A 14683-nucleotide genomic window follows, 5' to 3' on the forward strand; every position below is an offset into this window, starting at 1 on the left:
CACGCACGTCGGCCACCGCGTGTCCCGCTTCCGTCACGCCTTGCACCTTAGAGCAGCAGCGATCATCGGCGGGAGCCCGAATTCGGGCGATGTTCACGGCCCGGTTAGTCTCCGGGCGTGACTGCCTTCGCACCCCCGCTGATCTGCGCCGAACGTGTCATCGGGGGACGCGCGCACGACTTCTCACGCCGGGTCTCGGTGATGGCGATCGTCAACCGCACGCCCGACTCGTTCCACGACCGCGGCCGCACGTTCGCGCTGGAGAAGGCGACCGGGGCGGTGCGCGCGGCGGCCGAAGCCGGGGCGGACTGGATCGACATCGGCGGGGTGCCGTTCGCGCCGGGGCCGGAGGTCAGCGCGGCCGCGGAGCTGGACCGGGTGCTGCCGGTGGTGGAGGCGGCGCGCGGGCTGGCCGTGGTCTCGGTCGACACCTACCGGCCGGAGGTGGCGCGGGAGGTGATCGCGGCTGGTGCGGGGGTCATCAACGACACTTCAGGTCTGCGCGACCCGGCGATCGCGGACGCGGTGGCCGGCACCGACGCATCCCTGGTGATCACCCACAGCCTGGCCGCGCCGCGCACCCTGCACCCGAGCCCGCAGTACGCCGACGTGACCGCGGAGGTGGCCGGCTTCCTGCGCGAGCGGGTGGCGCTGGCGCTGTCCCGTGGCGTCCGGCCGGAGCAGATCATCATCGATCCGGGCCACGACCTGAACAAGAACACGTACCACTCGCTGGAGCTGACCCGGCGGCTCAACGAGATCACCGCGATCGGCTACCCGACGCTGGCGGCGCTCAGCAACAAGGACTTCATCGGCGAGACCCTGGACCGCCCGCAGCAGGAACGCCTGGTGGGCACGGTCGCGGCAGTGGTCTTCTGCGTGACGCAGGGCGCCCGGATCGTCCGGGTGCACGACGTGCGCGCGGCGGTGGACGCGGTCCGGATGACCGAGGCGATGCTGGGCCTGCGCGACCCGGCCTACGCCCGTCACAACATCTGAGCGGCGACCGCTTCGCGGACCGCCGGGGCGATCTCCTCGGCCCAGCGCCCGAGGGACACCTCGTCCGTGGTGCCGTGACCGGCCGCGAAGAGGGTGAAGCCGGCAGCGTCGTGCTCCAGCACCGCCCCGGTGAGCTCCTCGATCCACTGCTGCACCGAACCGCCGAGCCACCGCCCGGCCTCGTCGCGCGGGGCGGGCAGCGGACGGTCGGTGATGGCCCCGGGCAGGTTGAAGACAGTGCGGATCTCCCGCGGATCCCGGCCCACGGCGGCCGCCGCCTCGTCGATGACCGGGCGGGACGTCCGGTATCGCTCGCTGAGCCAGTCGGCGGCGTGCCCGGGGATCCAGCCGTCGGCGACCCGGCCGGTGACCGCGAGGGACTTCGGGCCGACCGAGCCGGTCCACACCGGCGGCGCGGGCACGGGCGCGGGCTCCAGCTCGCGCACCTGGTAGTACCGGCCCTCGTGGGTGACCGGCGGGCCGCCGCCGCACAGCTTCTTGATGAGGACGATCGCCTCCTCGAAGGCCTCGACGGCCGCACCCGGGGACAGCCGGGGCACGCCCAGCTCCGCGATCCGGTCCCACAACCCGCCCGCGCCCATGCCGAGCACCACACGCCCGTCGGAGAGCGCCATCAGCGACGTCACCGTGCGGGCCAGCATGGGAGCGGGCCGGGTCGGCAGGTTGGTCACGTTGGCCAAGGCGGCCAGCCGCTCGGTGCGGCCCAGGACGAAAAGCGCCTTTCCGACAGCCTATAGTTCGTGCCACGAACTGTATTAGTTCGTACTACGAACTGCAACCTCCGGCTCCAGGAACACCTCGGGGACTTTGTTGTCACGTACGACAGCGCCGAGCAACCCGGCCAGCGCGTCGCGTCCGGCGTCGTCCAGGCCGGCGGTCAGCTGCTCCACCCGGCGACAGGTCTCGGCATAGAACTCCGCGGCGAGCCGGCTGCCGTGCGGGGTCAGCGCGACCCGTACCGCTCTGGTGTCGCGGGGATCCGGCTCGCGGCTGACCAGGCCGTTGCGTTCGGTGCGGTCCACCAGGCCGGTGAGGCTCGACTTGGCCAGGGAGAGCATCGTGGTCAGCTCCCCCATACCGCGCGGCCCACTCATCAGCACGCACAGCAACTGCCCCTGCTGCGGGGTGAGGCCGTGCTCCCGCCCCGATTCCGAATAGACCGCATTGACCAGGAACGTGGCCCGCACCAGGGCGGCCACCACCCCGATCCGGCCCTCGTCCGCACTGTCCACCGGGCCATTGTAGGCCGAACATTCGTGGCACGAACTATCCGGGTTCGGGCCCGAGCCAGCCCTTCTCGAGGTTGTGCACGCCGATCAGCTCGGTCATCCACGGCTCGCGGGGCACCGCGTCCGGCCCGATGATCTGGAGCACGCCGAGCACGGTGAGCAGCATGCCGCTGGCCAGGAAGCCGCGGGCCTCCTCCTCGCCGGCGCCGGTCAGCTCGCGGACCGTGCGGTAGATCCGGCCGAAGCAGGCGCGCACGGTGGGCCCGAGCGCGGGATCGGCGCCGGCGGCGAAGGCGTGCAGCAGGACGGTGATCAGATCCCGCTCGGCCAGCAGGTCGTCGTAGGCGATGCCCAGGCTCTCCAGATCCGCCCGCTCGGCCGCCGCTTGGCGGAAGCGCTGCTCGACGCGGCCGGTGGCGTGCTCGGCGGCGGCCAGGAACAGCGCCTGCTTGGTGCCGAAGAGCCGGATCACGTACGGCTGCGAGACGCCGGCCAGGCGGGCCACCTGATCGGTGGTCGTGCCGGCGTAACCGCCGCGGGCGAAGGCGGTGATCGCGGCGGCCACGAGCTGCTCGTGGCGCTCCTCGGCGGTGAGGCGGGTCCTGGTCACGTTGACAGGTTATCAGTTGATAACTACGGTGGCCTCAGTTAGTTATCAGTGAATAACAACAAGGAGACGCGATGTCCAGCCCAGCCGCGGCGCCCAGCCGGCCCCGCCCTCTCGCCGCGGTCCTGGCCGCCGTCGGCATCCCGATTTTCATGGTCACGCTGGACAACCTGGTGGTCACCACGGCCCTGCCGGTGATCCGCGCGGACCTCGGTGCCTCGGTCACCGACCTGCAGTGGTTCGTCAACGCGTACACGTTGCCCTTCGCCGCCTTCCTGCTCACCGCGGCCGCCATCGGCGACCGGATCGGCCGCCGCCGGATGTTCCTGGCCGGGATCGTGCTGTTCACGCTCGCGTCGGCCGCCGCCGCTCTGAGCACCGAGTCGTGGATGCTGACCGCGTCCCGCGCGGTGCAGGGCCTGGGCGGCGCCGCGGTCGCCCCGCTGTCACTGACCCTGCTGGCCCAGGCGGTCCCGGACCGGCTGCGCAGCGCGGCGGTCGGGATCTGGGGCGGCATCAGCGGCCTCGGGGTCGCGGTCGGCCCGGTGGTCGGCGGCGCGGTGGTCGAGGGTCTCGACTGGTCCTGGATCTTCTGGCTCAACGTGCCGGTCGGCGTCGTGGCCGTGCTGCTGGCCGCGACCGTGCTGCCCGAGTCGCGCGGCGGCGCCGTCCGGCTCGACCCGCTGGGCCTGCTGCTCTCCGCCACCGGCATGCTGCTGCTGGTCTGGGGCGTGGTGGACGGTCCGGACCACGGCTGGTCCTCGGCCCGGGTGCTGTCCATGCTGGCCGGTGGCGCCGCGCTGCTCACCGCGTTCGTGGTCTGGCAGCGCCGCAACACCGCGCCGATGCTGCCGCTGTCGCTGTTCCGCTCGCGCGGCTTCAGCCTGGTCAACATCGTGACGCTGACCTTCTCGGCCGGCACCTTCGGCGCGGTCTTCCTGCTGGCCCAGTTCTTCCAGGTGGTGCAGGGGCTGAGCCCGCTGGACGCAGGTATCCGCACCCTGCCGTGGACGATGGCGCCGATGGTGGTGGCACCCCTGGCCGGCATCTTCGCCGACCGCCTCGGCGTGCGGAACCTGATCGTGGCGGGTCAGGCGTTGCTGGCCGCGGGCATCCTGTGGATCGCGCTGGCCACCACGACCGAGGTGAGCTACGGCGACCTGGTGATCGCGTTCGTGCTGAGCGGGGTCGGCATGGGGCTGACCTTCGCGCCGATCAGCACCATGGCCCTGGCCAGCGTCACCGCCCGCGAGCGCGGCGTCGCCTCCGGGGCCAACAACACCATCCGCGAGCTGGGGGTGGCCGTCGGCATCGCGGTGCTGGCCTCCATCTTCACCTCCACCGGCGACTACACCAGCCGGCAGGCCTTCGTGGACGGGCTGGTCCCCGCGGTGATCGTCGGCGCCTGCATCGTGGCGGCCGGCGGCGTCGTGGCGTTGTGGCTGCCCCGCCGCCCGGCCCCCGTGGCCGACGAGATCCCGTCGAGCGTGTCCGAGGCGGTGCCGGCGCTCCAGCACTGATGGCTCGACCGGCTGCGCCGGGATCCGATCGTGGGCTCCGGCGTAGCCACGCGTCTTCTTGCGGTCTGATATCTCGAATGTTTCATAAGTTGGTCCAACTATTGCGGGACTGTGTCGTGCGCTGTCACGATGACCGTCGATCCGACATCCCCCTCCATCCCTAGGTCGGATCGGATCGGAGCATCCCCGTGCCCGTCTCCCGCCGTACCGTGCTGTCCACGATGGCCGCCGGCTCCGCCGCGGCCGCCTCCCCCGCCCTGTTCGCCCGCCCGGCCGGCGCCGCCTCCCCGCCCGGCGACGTCGTCGGCAAGATCACCGTCGGCTACCAGGGCTGGTTCTCCTGCCCCGGCGACGGCGCCCCGATCGGCGGCTGGTGGCACTGGAGCCGCGACCGCTTCCAGCCGCCGTCTCCCGCCAACACCACGATCGTGTCCTGGCCCGACCTCACCGACCTGCAGCACGGCTACCCCACGGCCTACCCGAATCTCGGCAACGGCCAGAGCGCCCGGCTGTTCTCCTCCTACGACCAGCAGACGGTCGACACGCACTTCCGGTGGATGCGCGACTACAACATCGACACGGCGGCGCTGCAACGCTTCAACCCGACCGGCGACGAGGGACCGACCCGCGACGCCATGACGGTCAAGGTCCGCGGCGCGGCCGAGGCGACCGGCCGCAAGTTCTACATCATGTACGACGTCACCGGCTGGACCGCGATGCAGCAGGAGATCAAGAACGACTGGCTGACGAAGATGGCCGCGCACACGTCGTCATCCGCGTACGCCCGGCAGAACGGCAAGCCGGTCGTCTGCATCTGGGGTTTCGGCTTCGACGACCCCGGCCGCCCGTTCACCCCCGCCCCCTGCCTGGACGTCATCAACTGGTTCAAGGCGCAGGGCTGTTACGTCATCGGCGGGGTGCCGACGTGGTGGCGCCAGGGCATCAACGACTCGCGCCCGGGCTTCGCCGACGTCTACCACGCCTTCCACATGATCTCGCCGTGGATGGTGGGCCGGGCGGCGACCCCGGCCGACCTGGACTCGTACTACGCCAACGCCAACGTCGGGGACTACGCCGACTGCCAGGCGCACGGCATCGACTACCAGCCCTGCGTGCTGCCGGGCGACCTGTCGTCCGGGCACCGCCGGCACGGCGACTACTACTGGCGCAGCCTCTACAACATGATCCGGCTCGGCTCCCAGGGCCTGTACGTGTCCATGTTCGACGAGTTCAACGAGGGCAACCAGATCGCCAAGACGGCGCCGACCGCGGCGTTCGTGCCGGCCGGTTCGGGCATCCGGGCCCTCGACGAGGACGGCACCGCCTGCTCGGCCGACTACTACCTGCGGATCACCGCCGACGGCGGCCGGATGCTCAAGGGCCAGCTCGCGCTGACCGCGACCCGCCCCACCCCGCCGGTGATCGGCGGCGGCCCCGGGCCGGGCCCCGATCCGGCGCGCGACCTGGCGGCGGGCCGGCCGACCGCGGAGAGCAGCCACACCCAGGTGTACGGCTCGGGAAACGCCGTCGACGGCAACCCGGGCTCCTACTGGGAGAGCGCGAACAACGCCTTCCCGCAGTGGCTGCAAGTGGACCTCGGCGCCGCCACCCCGGTGTCCCGCCTCGTCCTGCGCCTGCCACCGGGCTGGGAGACCCGTACCCAGACGCTGGGCGTGCAGGGCAGCACGGACGGCGGCGCGTTCACCACCCTGTCCGCCGCGACGGGCCGCACGTTCAACCCGGCCGGCGGCAACCAGGTGACAGTGACCTTCCCGAGCGCCTCGGTGCGCTACGTCCGGATCACCGTCACGGCCAACACGGGCTGGCCGGCCGGTCAGGTGTCCACGCTGGAGGCGTACGCGGGATAGCTCAGGCTCTGCGGCTTCCATCCTCAGCCGCAGGGACACGGGATGGAAGGCCGGTGCCCCGCCGGCGCCGGCCTTTCACCTCCCGGCGGTCGCCGTCAGTAGCGAGGGAAGGCCGCCCACTCCTTGACGGCGAACGCGTCGCCGCGGTGGGCCACCTCGAAGGCGCTGTGGCCGCTGAAGTGCGCCGGCAGCACCAGTGCTCCGGCGTCCGCCGCCCATCCCAGCAGCCGGCGACGGCTGGCCCGGGCCGCCGCGGGGTCCTCGCAGAAGCAGCTGTTGTGCTCCGGGTGCAGCAGCTGCAACGGCGTGTGCAGCAGGTCCCCGGCGAACAGTGCCCGGTCGTCACCCGAGCTGAGCTTGATCACGGCGGAGCCGGGCGTGTGCCCGGGCGCCGCCTCCAGCCGCAGGTTCGCGTCGATCACGTGCGTGTCCTCCCAGAACCGGGCCTGACCGGACTCGTGGATCGGGACGACGCTGTCCTCGAAGGCGTCACCGGCCGTCCGGGGCTGGTAGTCCGCCCGCGGCATCAGGTACGTGGCGTTCGGGAACGTCGGGACCCAATGCCCGTCCACCAAGCGGGTGTTCCAGCCGACGTGGTCCGCGTGCAGGTGGGTGTTCACCACCAGGTCGACGTCCTCCGGGCGGACCCCGGCCGTCGCGAGCCGGTCCAGGAAGTCCCGGTCCAGGTGGTCCCACATCGGCACCGACGGGCGGGTCTTGTCGTTGCCGACGCCGGTGTCGACCAGGATGGTGCGGCCCTCGCTGCGCAGCAGCCAGGTCTGCATGGCCGCGTGCACCAGGTCGTCGCCGGCCCCCAGGTGGTCGGGCACCAGCAGGTCGCGGTGCTGCTGCCAGGCGTCCGCCGGCAGCTCCGGGAAGAAGGCGCCCGGCGCCATGATCGGCCCGTGCATCTCCTCGACGCGGGTCACCGTGACGTCGCCGAGCTTGATCTCGTGCATGGTCGCTCCAGAGGGGTTGAGGGCGTACGGGGTCCGGCGCTCGTCGTCGGAGCACCCCGAGGAGAACAAGAAAGGTCAGTCGGTGACTGCCCGCTCGGCCGGCAGAGTGCCGCTGGTCGCCGTGCTGTGCACCAGCAACGTGAGCGCCGCCTGGGACGGCGACCCCGGCTCGGTCGTCGCGACCACCAGGACCTGGGCGTCTTCTGTGCGCAGGGTCTGCTGGGTGACCGTCAGGGAGCCGACCAGCGGGTGATGCATCTCGTACACCGCGTCGCCGAGGGCCTTGACCCGGTGGTCGGCCCACATCGCGGCGAACCGTGCGCTTCTCATCGACAGTTCGCCGACCAGCCCGGCGAACAACGGGTCGTCCGGGAAGTGCCCGGAGGCCATCCGCAGCGTCGCCACCACGGCGCGGGCCTTGGCCGGCCAGTCGGCGTACAGCTCGCGGGTGTGCTCGTCGAGGAAGACCAGGCGGGCCATGTTGGGCCGCTGCCGGCTGTCGGGGGCGGCCACGTCGAGGTGCCCGGCGAACAAAGCGTGCCCGGCGGCGTTCCAGGCGAGCACGTCACTGTGCCGGCCCAGCACCACCACCGGTACGTCGCCGAGCGCGGTCACCAGTTGCCGGACCGCGGGCGTGACCCGTTCCGGGGCGGGCCGGCGTCGCGTGGTGCCGCCGCGGGTCCCGGCGGCCAGCTCCCGCAGGTGGGCGCGTTCGGCGTCGTCGAGCCGCAGCGCCCGGGCGATCGCGTCCAGCACCTCCGGTGAGGCGTTGGACGACTGGCCCTGCTCCAGCCGGGAGTAGTAGGACGCGCTGACCCCGGCCAGCAGCGCCAGCTCCTCGCGGCGCAGACCCGGGACGCGGCGCCGGTCGCCGTACGTGCTCAGCCCCACGTCCTGCGGCCGCAGCTGCGAGCGCCGGGTCTGCAGGAACTCGCCGAGCTGTCGTTTCGCGTCCATGGCACGAGTATGGGCAGCCCGTACGGGGGCCAGCCACACCCTGCCGGTGGGAGGCACGGCAGTGGGTCCCGCCGTGCCTCCCGGAGCGGCTGTCAGCCGACGCTGATCCAGACGTCGTCGAGGCTGCCGTGGAACTGGTCGTTGTTCACGCCCGTGCCCTTGCCGCCGATGCTCAGCGGCTGCTGGGTGACGACCTCGAGCGTCGCCGGCACCGTCGCGCTGCCGCCGTCCTTGTCGTCGACCAGGATGCTGAGCGCGGTGCCGGTCCGCCGGCACTCGATGGTGTGCCAGTCGCCGTCCGCGACCGAGGTCTGGCTCTTGGCGACGTGGATGGCCGGGTCGGTCTTGTCGCTCATCACGCAGCTGGGCTTGCCGGAGATGCCGTCGACCTGGAGCTTGTACTGCCCCCCGGCGGTGGAGTAGCCCTTCTGCATGATGTTCTCGCCCGACGAGGTCTCGGCCGGCGAGAGCAGCACGTTGGCGCCGTACCGCAGGTTCTTGCTGCCGGGGTTGAGGTCCGGCACGTCGGTGGCCTGCAGCACGACCCGGGCGCAGGCGGTGCCCGCGCACTTGGCCGGGAAGGCGATGCCCTGCCCGGCGCCGTGCGGGACGGTCCTGACCGCGCCGCCGTTGACCGCCAGGGCCTTGAGCAGGTGACCGTTGCCGGAGCCGTCGTCGAACGTGCCGTCGGTGACGGTGGAGTCGAAGTTGTACGACGCCACGTACGGCGACGCCGGCGCGACCGGCGCCGCCTCGGGCGCGTTCGGGCCCCCGAAGGCGGCGTAGCGCTTCTGCGCGGAACCGGCCAGCGTGGTGAAGTCACCGCCGATGCTGAGCAGGCCGATGGCCGGGTTCGCGGCCAGCGTCCGGACCCCCACCACCCCGTTGGCCTGCGGCGCCCACTCGGTCAGGTTGCCGGCGCCGTCCACGGCGGCGAGCTTGATCCGCGGCACGGAACCGTCGGTGCAGACGCCCTTGACGCCATTGTTGGTCGTGGTGCAGGCCTTGTCGAAGTGCCCGCCGACGTACGTCGTGCCGTCGAGGGTGACGATCGCCTGCGCGTCGCCGTCGAAGACCCGGGTCCAGCGGGCCGCGCCGCCGAAGGTGTAGGCGACGGCCCGGCCGCCCTGCCCGCCGAGGGCGGCGTACACGCCGTTGGCGTCGGCGGCCAGCGCGAAGACCTGCGAGACCGGCTTGGGCAGGAAGCTCTTGTCCAGCTGCGCGCTGGTGCCGTCGACCGCGGTGAGCCGCAGCGTGGAGCTGACCCCGTTGGTCTTGTGGAAGCCGCCGCCGAGGTAGACCCGGTTGCCGTAGACGGCCAGCGCGTTCACGGTGTTGTCGGTGGTCGGCGCCCAGCCGTCGAGCACGCCGGTGGCCAGCGAGAACGCCGCCAGATTGGTCCGCGGCGCGCCGTCGACGGAGGTGAGCCGGCCGGCCACGTAGAGCCGGCCGTTGCCGACCGCGAGGGCGTTGGGCTGGCCCAGCACGGTGTGCTTGAGGGTGGTCGGCTTGCCGGTGCTCGCGTCGACCCCGGCGACGGCGTCGCGGGCCATGCCGGCGACCTTGTCGAAGTCACCGGCGGCGTAGACGGTGGTGCCGTCGACGGCCAGGGCCCGCACGGTCGCGTCGGCGCCGGGGTTCCAGGCCAGCAGGGCGCCGGTCCGCGCGTCGTAGGCGGCGAGCCGCTGCCGGGCCACGGTCTTGCCGCCGACCAGGGCGCCGGTGAAGTTGCCGCCGACGTAGACCACGTCACCGCGGTGGGCGAGCGCGTACACCGGGCCGTTGAACGACGGCGACGGCGTCGGTCTGCCCGACACGACTTCGGCGAGGGCGACGCCGCCCACGGCGGCGACGACGGTGGAGACGCCGACGAGGACCAGCCGGCGTACTACAGATTTTCGGCCATTTCGGTTATTACGCACAACGCAAGCTAACGGCGCTCGCGCCCAAAGGACGCGAGCGCCGATCCAGCGATCGGCTCAGATAACCGACCGAAAGGTCACAAAAAGTACGGAGATCATCCGATGGGGTGACGGGAGAGACGGAGACCGAGGGCGATCGATATTCGCGGATGCTAATACGTTTCATGTTTTCCGCCGAGGACTGTGGAATACTTCCGAAAACTGCATCCGAAACTTACGAGGAGACGCCAGTGGCCCGCGTGACCATCGCCGCGATCGCCCGCGAAGCCGGGGTCTCGGTACCCACGGTCTCCCGGGTGCTCAACGGCCGCGCCGACGTGTCGCCGCAGACCCGCGAGACCGTGGAGAACCTGCTCAAGCAGCACGGATACCGGCGGCGGGCCTCCCGCCAGCAGGCCGGCAAGGCGGCTCTGGTCGACCTGGTCTTCAACGACCTGGACAGCCCGTGGGCGGTCGAGCTCATCCGGGGCGTCGAGGACGTCATGCACACCTCCGGGGTCGGCACGGTCGTCTCGGCGGTGCACCGCCGCAGCACCGCGACCCGGCAATGGCTGCAGAACCTCTACGCCCGGGCCTCCGACGGCGTGATTTTCGTTACTTCCGACGTCAGTACGCCGGTCTACGCGGAGCTCCAGCGGCTCAACATCCCGGTCGTGGTGATCGACCCGGCCGGCGGCGCCATGGTCGACGTGCCGACCATCGGCGCGACCAACTGGGCCGGTGGCCTGTCGGCGACCCAGCACCTCGTGCAGCTCGGGCACCGCCGGGTCGGCTTCGTCGCCGGCCCGAAGAACCTGCTGTGCAGCCGGGCCCGGCTGGACGGCTACCGGGCGGGCCTGGAAGCCGCCGGCCTCACCCCGGACGAGGCTCTGATCCGCCAGGGCGACTTCCTCTACGACTCGGGCTTCGCCGGCGGCGCGTCATTGCTGGCCATGGCCGACCCGCCGACCGCGATCTTCGCCTCCAGCGACACGATGGCGCTGGGCGTGCACGAGGCAGCCCGGCAGCGCGGCCTGCGGGTGCCGGACGACCTGAGCGTGGTGGGCTTCGACGACCTGCCCGAGGCGCGCTGGGCGTCGCCGCCGCTCACCACGGTGCGGCAGCCGCTGGCCGAGATGGGCGGGCTCGCCGCCCGCAGCATCCTGCGGCTGGCCCGCGGCGAGGAGATCCAGGCACCCCGGATCGAGCTGGCCACCGAGCTCATCGTCCGCGACAGCACCCGCCCGCCCCGAGACTGAGACACAGCGCCACCGTCTCACCACACACGGCGACCGGATCTTACCGACCGGTGACGCCACCGCCGCGAACCGATCGGCGTCGATCCTCCCGGCGTATCCACCGGCGCAGCGGGCCGTCCGGCCTGCCGCGTCCGGAGGGAAATCACCATGAGGGTCAGCAGCAGGACCGGTCCGGCACGGCTGGTCGCCGTCGCCGCCACACTGATCGTGACCGCGGGAGTCACGGGCTACTTCGTGTCCAGCGGCGGCAAGGGCGAGGCCTCGGCGGAGACCAGCCTCGCCGACTACGTGCCCATCGCCAAGGTGGCGCCGAACGTCGTGACGCCGAAGCCGCGGCGGGGAGCCGCCACCGGCACCTTCACCGTGGACTGCGGCACCAACGGCAACGGCAAGTTCAGCCCGGACAACCCGGTGGCGCAGCCGGGCATCAAGAACGGCGCCGAACACGTGCACGACTTCGTGGGCAACCAGGCGATCACCGCGGACACCCCGGACGAGGCTCTGGCCGCCGCCGGGACGACGTGCCGCAACGGTGACAAGTCCTCGTACTTCTGGCCGGTCGTCCGCATCGACAAGGCGGTCCGGGCCGATACGGCGGCGGCGCTGCCCACGACCGTGCCGACGGTCTCGTGCCCCCAGGTCCGCGACAAGCTGCCCGCCGTCCCGGCCGGCTCCCGGGCGGCCGTCGACCGGCAGCTCGCGAAGCTGGACCGGAGCCTGGCCGCGGCCAACGACCGGATCGCCGCGAGCCGCGGGCAGATCGACGCAGGCTTCAACAACTCGGTCATCAAGCCGCTGCGGGCGGAACGGGCCCGGATCCTGAAGAAGCTCAGTGCTCTGCTCAACGGCCGGTCGGGGCGGCTGGTGTCACTGGTGGAATGCGAGGTCAGCTACGACGGCCTGCACGCCGGGCACAGCACTGCGGCCACGCGCAGCGTCGCCAACCCGAACGTGCGGTGCCCGTCGGTGCGGGACAAGCTGCCGGCCGTACCGGATCAGGCCCTGGCCGAGGTGGACCGCAACCTGGCCGAGCTGGACCGGCAGATCGCCCAGGCGGACGAGCGCCTGGTCCAGGCGCCGGGCGACGGCGGTGTGCTGGGCGCCCTGCAGGCCAAGCGGACCGCGACGATCGACCGGATCGTCATCGCCATCGGCCGCCGCGCCGCCCGGCCGGCCGGGCTGGACAAGCTCGCCGCCTGCACCGTCGGCAAGGGACAGGACACTCCGCCCCCGGCCGCGGGTGGCGACAAGCAGCCTCCGGCCGCGGGTGGCGACAAGGAACTTCCGGCGCCCAGCGGCCCGAACCTGGAACTGCCCGGCAACACCGGCGCCATCGTCCGCCCCGCCGCCGTGCTGATCGAGTACCGCGGCAACGCCACCGCCAAGGTCACCGCGATGCCGCGCTTCCTGCGGGCGCTGACCGGTGACGCCAAGCCCACCAGCCGTGGCCCGGCGAACGCCCGCGCGACCTGGACCTGTTCCGGCTTCGCCGACCGGCTGTCGGACAAGTACCCGATCTGCCCGGCCGGCAGCAAGGTGATGCGCGTGCAGGACTTCCCCGGCTGCTGGAACGGCAAGGACATCGACAGCGACAACCACCGTGCCCACCTGGCCTTCGCTGACAAGCAGACCGGCTCCTGCCCGCAGGGTTTCCGGGCGATCCCGCAGCTGCGGATCAGCATCTCCTACGACATCCCGCGCGACGTGCAGGAGAAGGGCCAGTACGCGCTCGACTCGTTCCCCGAGGAGAACCACAACCCGTTCTCGGACCACAACGACTACGTCAACGTCAACACCGACCGGCAGATGAGCAAGATCGCCGCCTGCGTCAACAGCGGCCGGCGCTGCGGCTGAGCGCGGTAGGAGGGCGGATCAGCTCTCGCCGGACAGGTCCCGCATGAGCCAGCCCGGCGTGTCCAGCCGGACGGTGTTGCCGGCGAGCAGCCGTCCGAGGGTCTCCTCGAGCACCTTGACGGAGTCCGCCCCCACCTGCCGTTCCCACTGCTCGCGCAACTCGTCGAAGATCGCCTCGCCCTCGCGCAGCATCGCGAGCCCGTGCTCGGTGACCGTCAGGCGGTTCCGCCGCCGGTCGGCCGGGTCGGGCTCGCGCCGCACGAACTCGCGCTCCTCCAGCCCGGCGATCGTCTTCGCCGCGGACTGCTTGGCGACGGACATCCGCCGGCCGAGCTCGGAGGCGCTGTCCGCGCCGGAGAGGATCGCCCGCAGCGCGAAGTCGTGCACCGGCCGGACGTCCCGGTAGCCCCGCGCGGCGAGCTCGGCCGTCGCGCGATCGGCCAGGTCACGGAATCCGCCGAGCAGGAGCAGGGCGAGGTCGGCTCCGGATCGGGACATACGGGCAGCCTATAAGAGCCTTTGACAAAGACAGCCTGGGTGTCTATCTTTTATCGACACCCAGGCTGTCTATTTGAGGAGCCACCCATGCCCGTCGTCACGCCTGCCGGGGCCACCGTTCCCGGCGTCACCCACCAAGTCGCGGACGTCAACGGCACCCGGCTGCACTACGTCTCGGCCGGAACCACCGGCTCCGCGATCCTGCTCGTGCACGGCTGGCCGGAGACCTGGTGGGCCTTCCACAAGCTGATCCCGCTGCTGGCCACGACGCACCGGGTCTTCGCCGTCGACCTGCGCGGGTTCGGTGACTCGGGCACCGCCGACGGCGACTACGACGACGCCACCTCGGCCGAGGACCTGCACCACCTGACCGGGCAGCTCGGCGCCGGGCCGGTCCACGTGCTGTGCCAGGACATCAGCGGTGGCCTCGGTTTCCGCTTCGCCGCCACGCATCCCGACGACGTCCTGAGCCTCACCGCGGTCGAGTCGACCCTGGCCGGCTACGGGCTGGAGAGCCTCGCCGACGTCAACCACGGCGGCTCCTGGCACGTCGGATTCCTCGCCGCCCCGGGCGTCCCGGAGATGCTCCTGCCCGGCCACGAACGGCAGCTGCTCGCCGACTGGGCCTACCCCCTGATGACCGCGGTCGAGGACGCCGTCACCGAGGCCGACATCGACGAGTTCACCCGCTCGTACGCGCGCCCCGGCGGCTGGCGTGGCACGACCGGTCTCTACCAGGCCGTCTTCGCCGACGCGGGCAGCACCCGGGCCCTGGCCGAAGAGCGCCCGCTGACCATGCCGGTCCTCACCGTCGACGCGTTCAGCGCCCCGTTCACCGAGCAGACCTTCCGCCAGGTGAGCGCCGGCGAGCTCACCGCCGTACGCCTCGAGGGCGTCGGTCATTTCGTGGCGCAGGAAGCCCCCGAAGCACTGGCCAACGCGGTGCTGGACTTCGTGGCGCACGTCGACAACGGCCGCCGGGCCGGCTGAACGGCGGACGCTAGGGTGGGC

The 14683-nt window shown here is 71.9% G+C and carries 13 protein-coding genes; 6 read left to right on the forward strand and 7 right to left on the reverse strand.

What is annotated here, in order from left to right; translation table 11 throughout:
- Positions 1-201 precede the first annotated feature (201 nt).
- On the forward strand, positions 202-999 hold the full coding sequence (folP, locus tag ACQP2Y_RS29150) for a dihydropteroate synthase (protein WP_433732104.1): 798 nt from the start codon (positions 202-204) through the stop codon (positions 997-999).
- Here the strand turns inward: folP and ACQP2Y_RS29155 are convergent.
- The 3 genes from ACQP2Y_RS29155 to ACQP2Y_RS29165 form a co-directional block, all read right to left on the reverse strand.
- A complete protein-coding gene (locus ACQP2Y_RS29155; protein ID WP_433732106.1) occupies positions 987-1691 on the reverse strand; it encodes an LLM class flavin-dependent oxidoreductase in 705 nt (234 codons plus the stop codon). The genes folP and ACQP2Y_RS29155 overlap by 13 nt on opposite strands.
- 84 nt (positions 1692-1775) lie before the next feature.
- Positions 1776-2252: a MarR family winged helix-turn-helix transcriptional regulator gene (locus tag ACQP2Y_RS29160; RefSeq protein WP_433718262.1), complete on the reverse strand. Its 477-nt coding sequence runs from the start codon at positions 2250-2252 to the stop codon at positions 1776-1778.
- A gap of 34 nt (positions 2253-2286) precedes the next feature.
- Entirely contained in the window at positions 2287-2859 is a 573-nt protein-coding gene (locus tag ACQP2Y_RS29165) for a TetR/AcrR family transcriptional regulator (RefSeq protein WP_433718265.1), read from the reverse strand.
- Positions 2860-2930: 71 nt separating this feature from the next.
- Here ACQP2Y_RS29165 and ACQP2Y_RS29170 point away from each other — a divergent pair, with 71 nt between their 5' ends.
- Together ACQP2Y_RS29170 and ACQP2Y_RS29175 are read left to right on the forward strand one after the other, a co-directional pair.
- Positions 2931-4376 (forward strand): DHA2 family efflux MFS transporter permease subunit, encoded by a 1446-nt coding sequence (locus ACQP2Y_RS29170; RefSeq protein ID WP_433718266.1) that lies wholly within the window; start codon positions 2931-2933, stop codon positions 4374-4376.
- Between the two features lie 188 nt (positions 4377-4564).
- Positions 4565-6244: a galactose-binding domain-containing protein gene (locus tag ACQP2Y_RS29175; protein ID WP_433718268.1), complete on the forward strand. Its 1680-nt coding sequence runs from the start codon at positions 4565-4567 to the stop codon at positions 6242-6244.
- Positions 6245-6339: 95 nt separating this feature from the next.
- Here the strand turns inward: ACQP2Y_RS29175 and ACQP2Y_RS29180 are convergent, their stop codons facing one another.
- The 3 genes from ACQP2Y_RS29180 to ACQP2Y_RS29190 form a co-directional block, all read right to left on the reverse strand.
- Positions 6340-7203: an MBL fold metallo-hydrolase gene (locus ACQP2Y_RS29180; protein WP_433718270.1), complete on the reverse strand. Its 864-nt coding sequence runs from the start codon at positions 7201-7203 to the stop codon at positions 6340-6342.
- A gap of 75 nt (positions 7204-7278) precedes the next feature.
- Entirely contained in the window at positions 7279-8160 is an 882-nt protein-coding gene (locus ACQP2Y_RS29185) for a helix-turn-helix domain-containing protein (protein WP_433718271.1), read from the reverse strand.
- Positions 8161-8252: 92 nt separating this feature from the next.
- Complete coding sequence (locus tag ACQP2Y_RS29190) at positions 8253-10004, reverse strand: LamG domain-containing protein (RefSeq protein ID WP_433718273.1); 1752 nt, start codon at positions 10002-10004, stop codon at positions 8253-8255.
- A gap of 308 nt (positions 10005-10312) precedes the next feature.
- Here ACQP2Y_RS29190 and ACQP2Y_RS29195 point away from each other — a divergent pair, with 308 nt between their 5' ends.
- Together ACQP2Y_RS29195 and ACQP2Y_RS29200 are read left to right on the forward strand one after the other, a co-directional pair.
- Entirely contained in the window at positions 10313-11320 is a 1008-nt protein-coding gene (locus ACQP2Y_RS29195; RefSeq protein ID WP_433718275.1) for a LacI family DNA-binding transcriptional regulator, read from the forward strand.
- A gap of 147 nt (positions 11321-11467) precedes the next feature.
- Positions 11468-13174 (forward strand): DUF1996 domain-containing protein, encoded by a 1707-nt coding sequence (locus ACQP2Y_RS29200; RefSeq protein ID WP_433718276.1) that lies wholly within the window; start codon positions 11468-11470, stop codon positions 13172-13174.
- Positions 13175-13192: 18 nt separating this feature from the next.
- Here the strand turns inward: ACQP2Y_RS29200 and ACQP2Y_RS29205 are convergent, their stop codons facing one another.
- Complete coding sequence (locus tag ACQP2Y_RS29205) at positions 13193-13672, reverse strand: MarR family winged helix-turn-helix transcriptional regulator (protein ID WP_433718277.1); 480 nt, start codon at positions 13670-13672, stop codon at positions 13193-13195.
- 87 nt (positions 13673-13759) lie between these two features.
- Between ACQP2Y_RS29205 and ACQP2Y_RS29210 the strand changes: the two genes are divergently transcribed.
- Positions 13760-14662 (forward strand): alpha/beta fold hydrolase, encoded by a 903-nt coding sequence (locus ACQP2Y_RS29210; RefSeq protein ID WP_433718279.1) that lies wholly within the window; start codon positions 13760-13762, stop codon positions 14660-14662.
- The last annotated feature ends 21 nt before the right edge of the window (positions 14663-14683 follow it).

The organism is Actinoplanes sp. CA-051413 (assembly GCF_050955795.1).
In the GTDB taxonomy this organism is placed as follows: domain Bacteria; phylum Actinomycetota; class Actinomycetes; order Mycobacteriales; family Micromonosporaceae; genus Actinoplanes.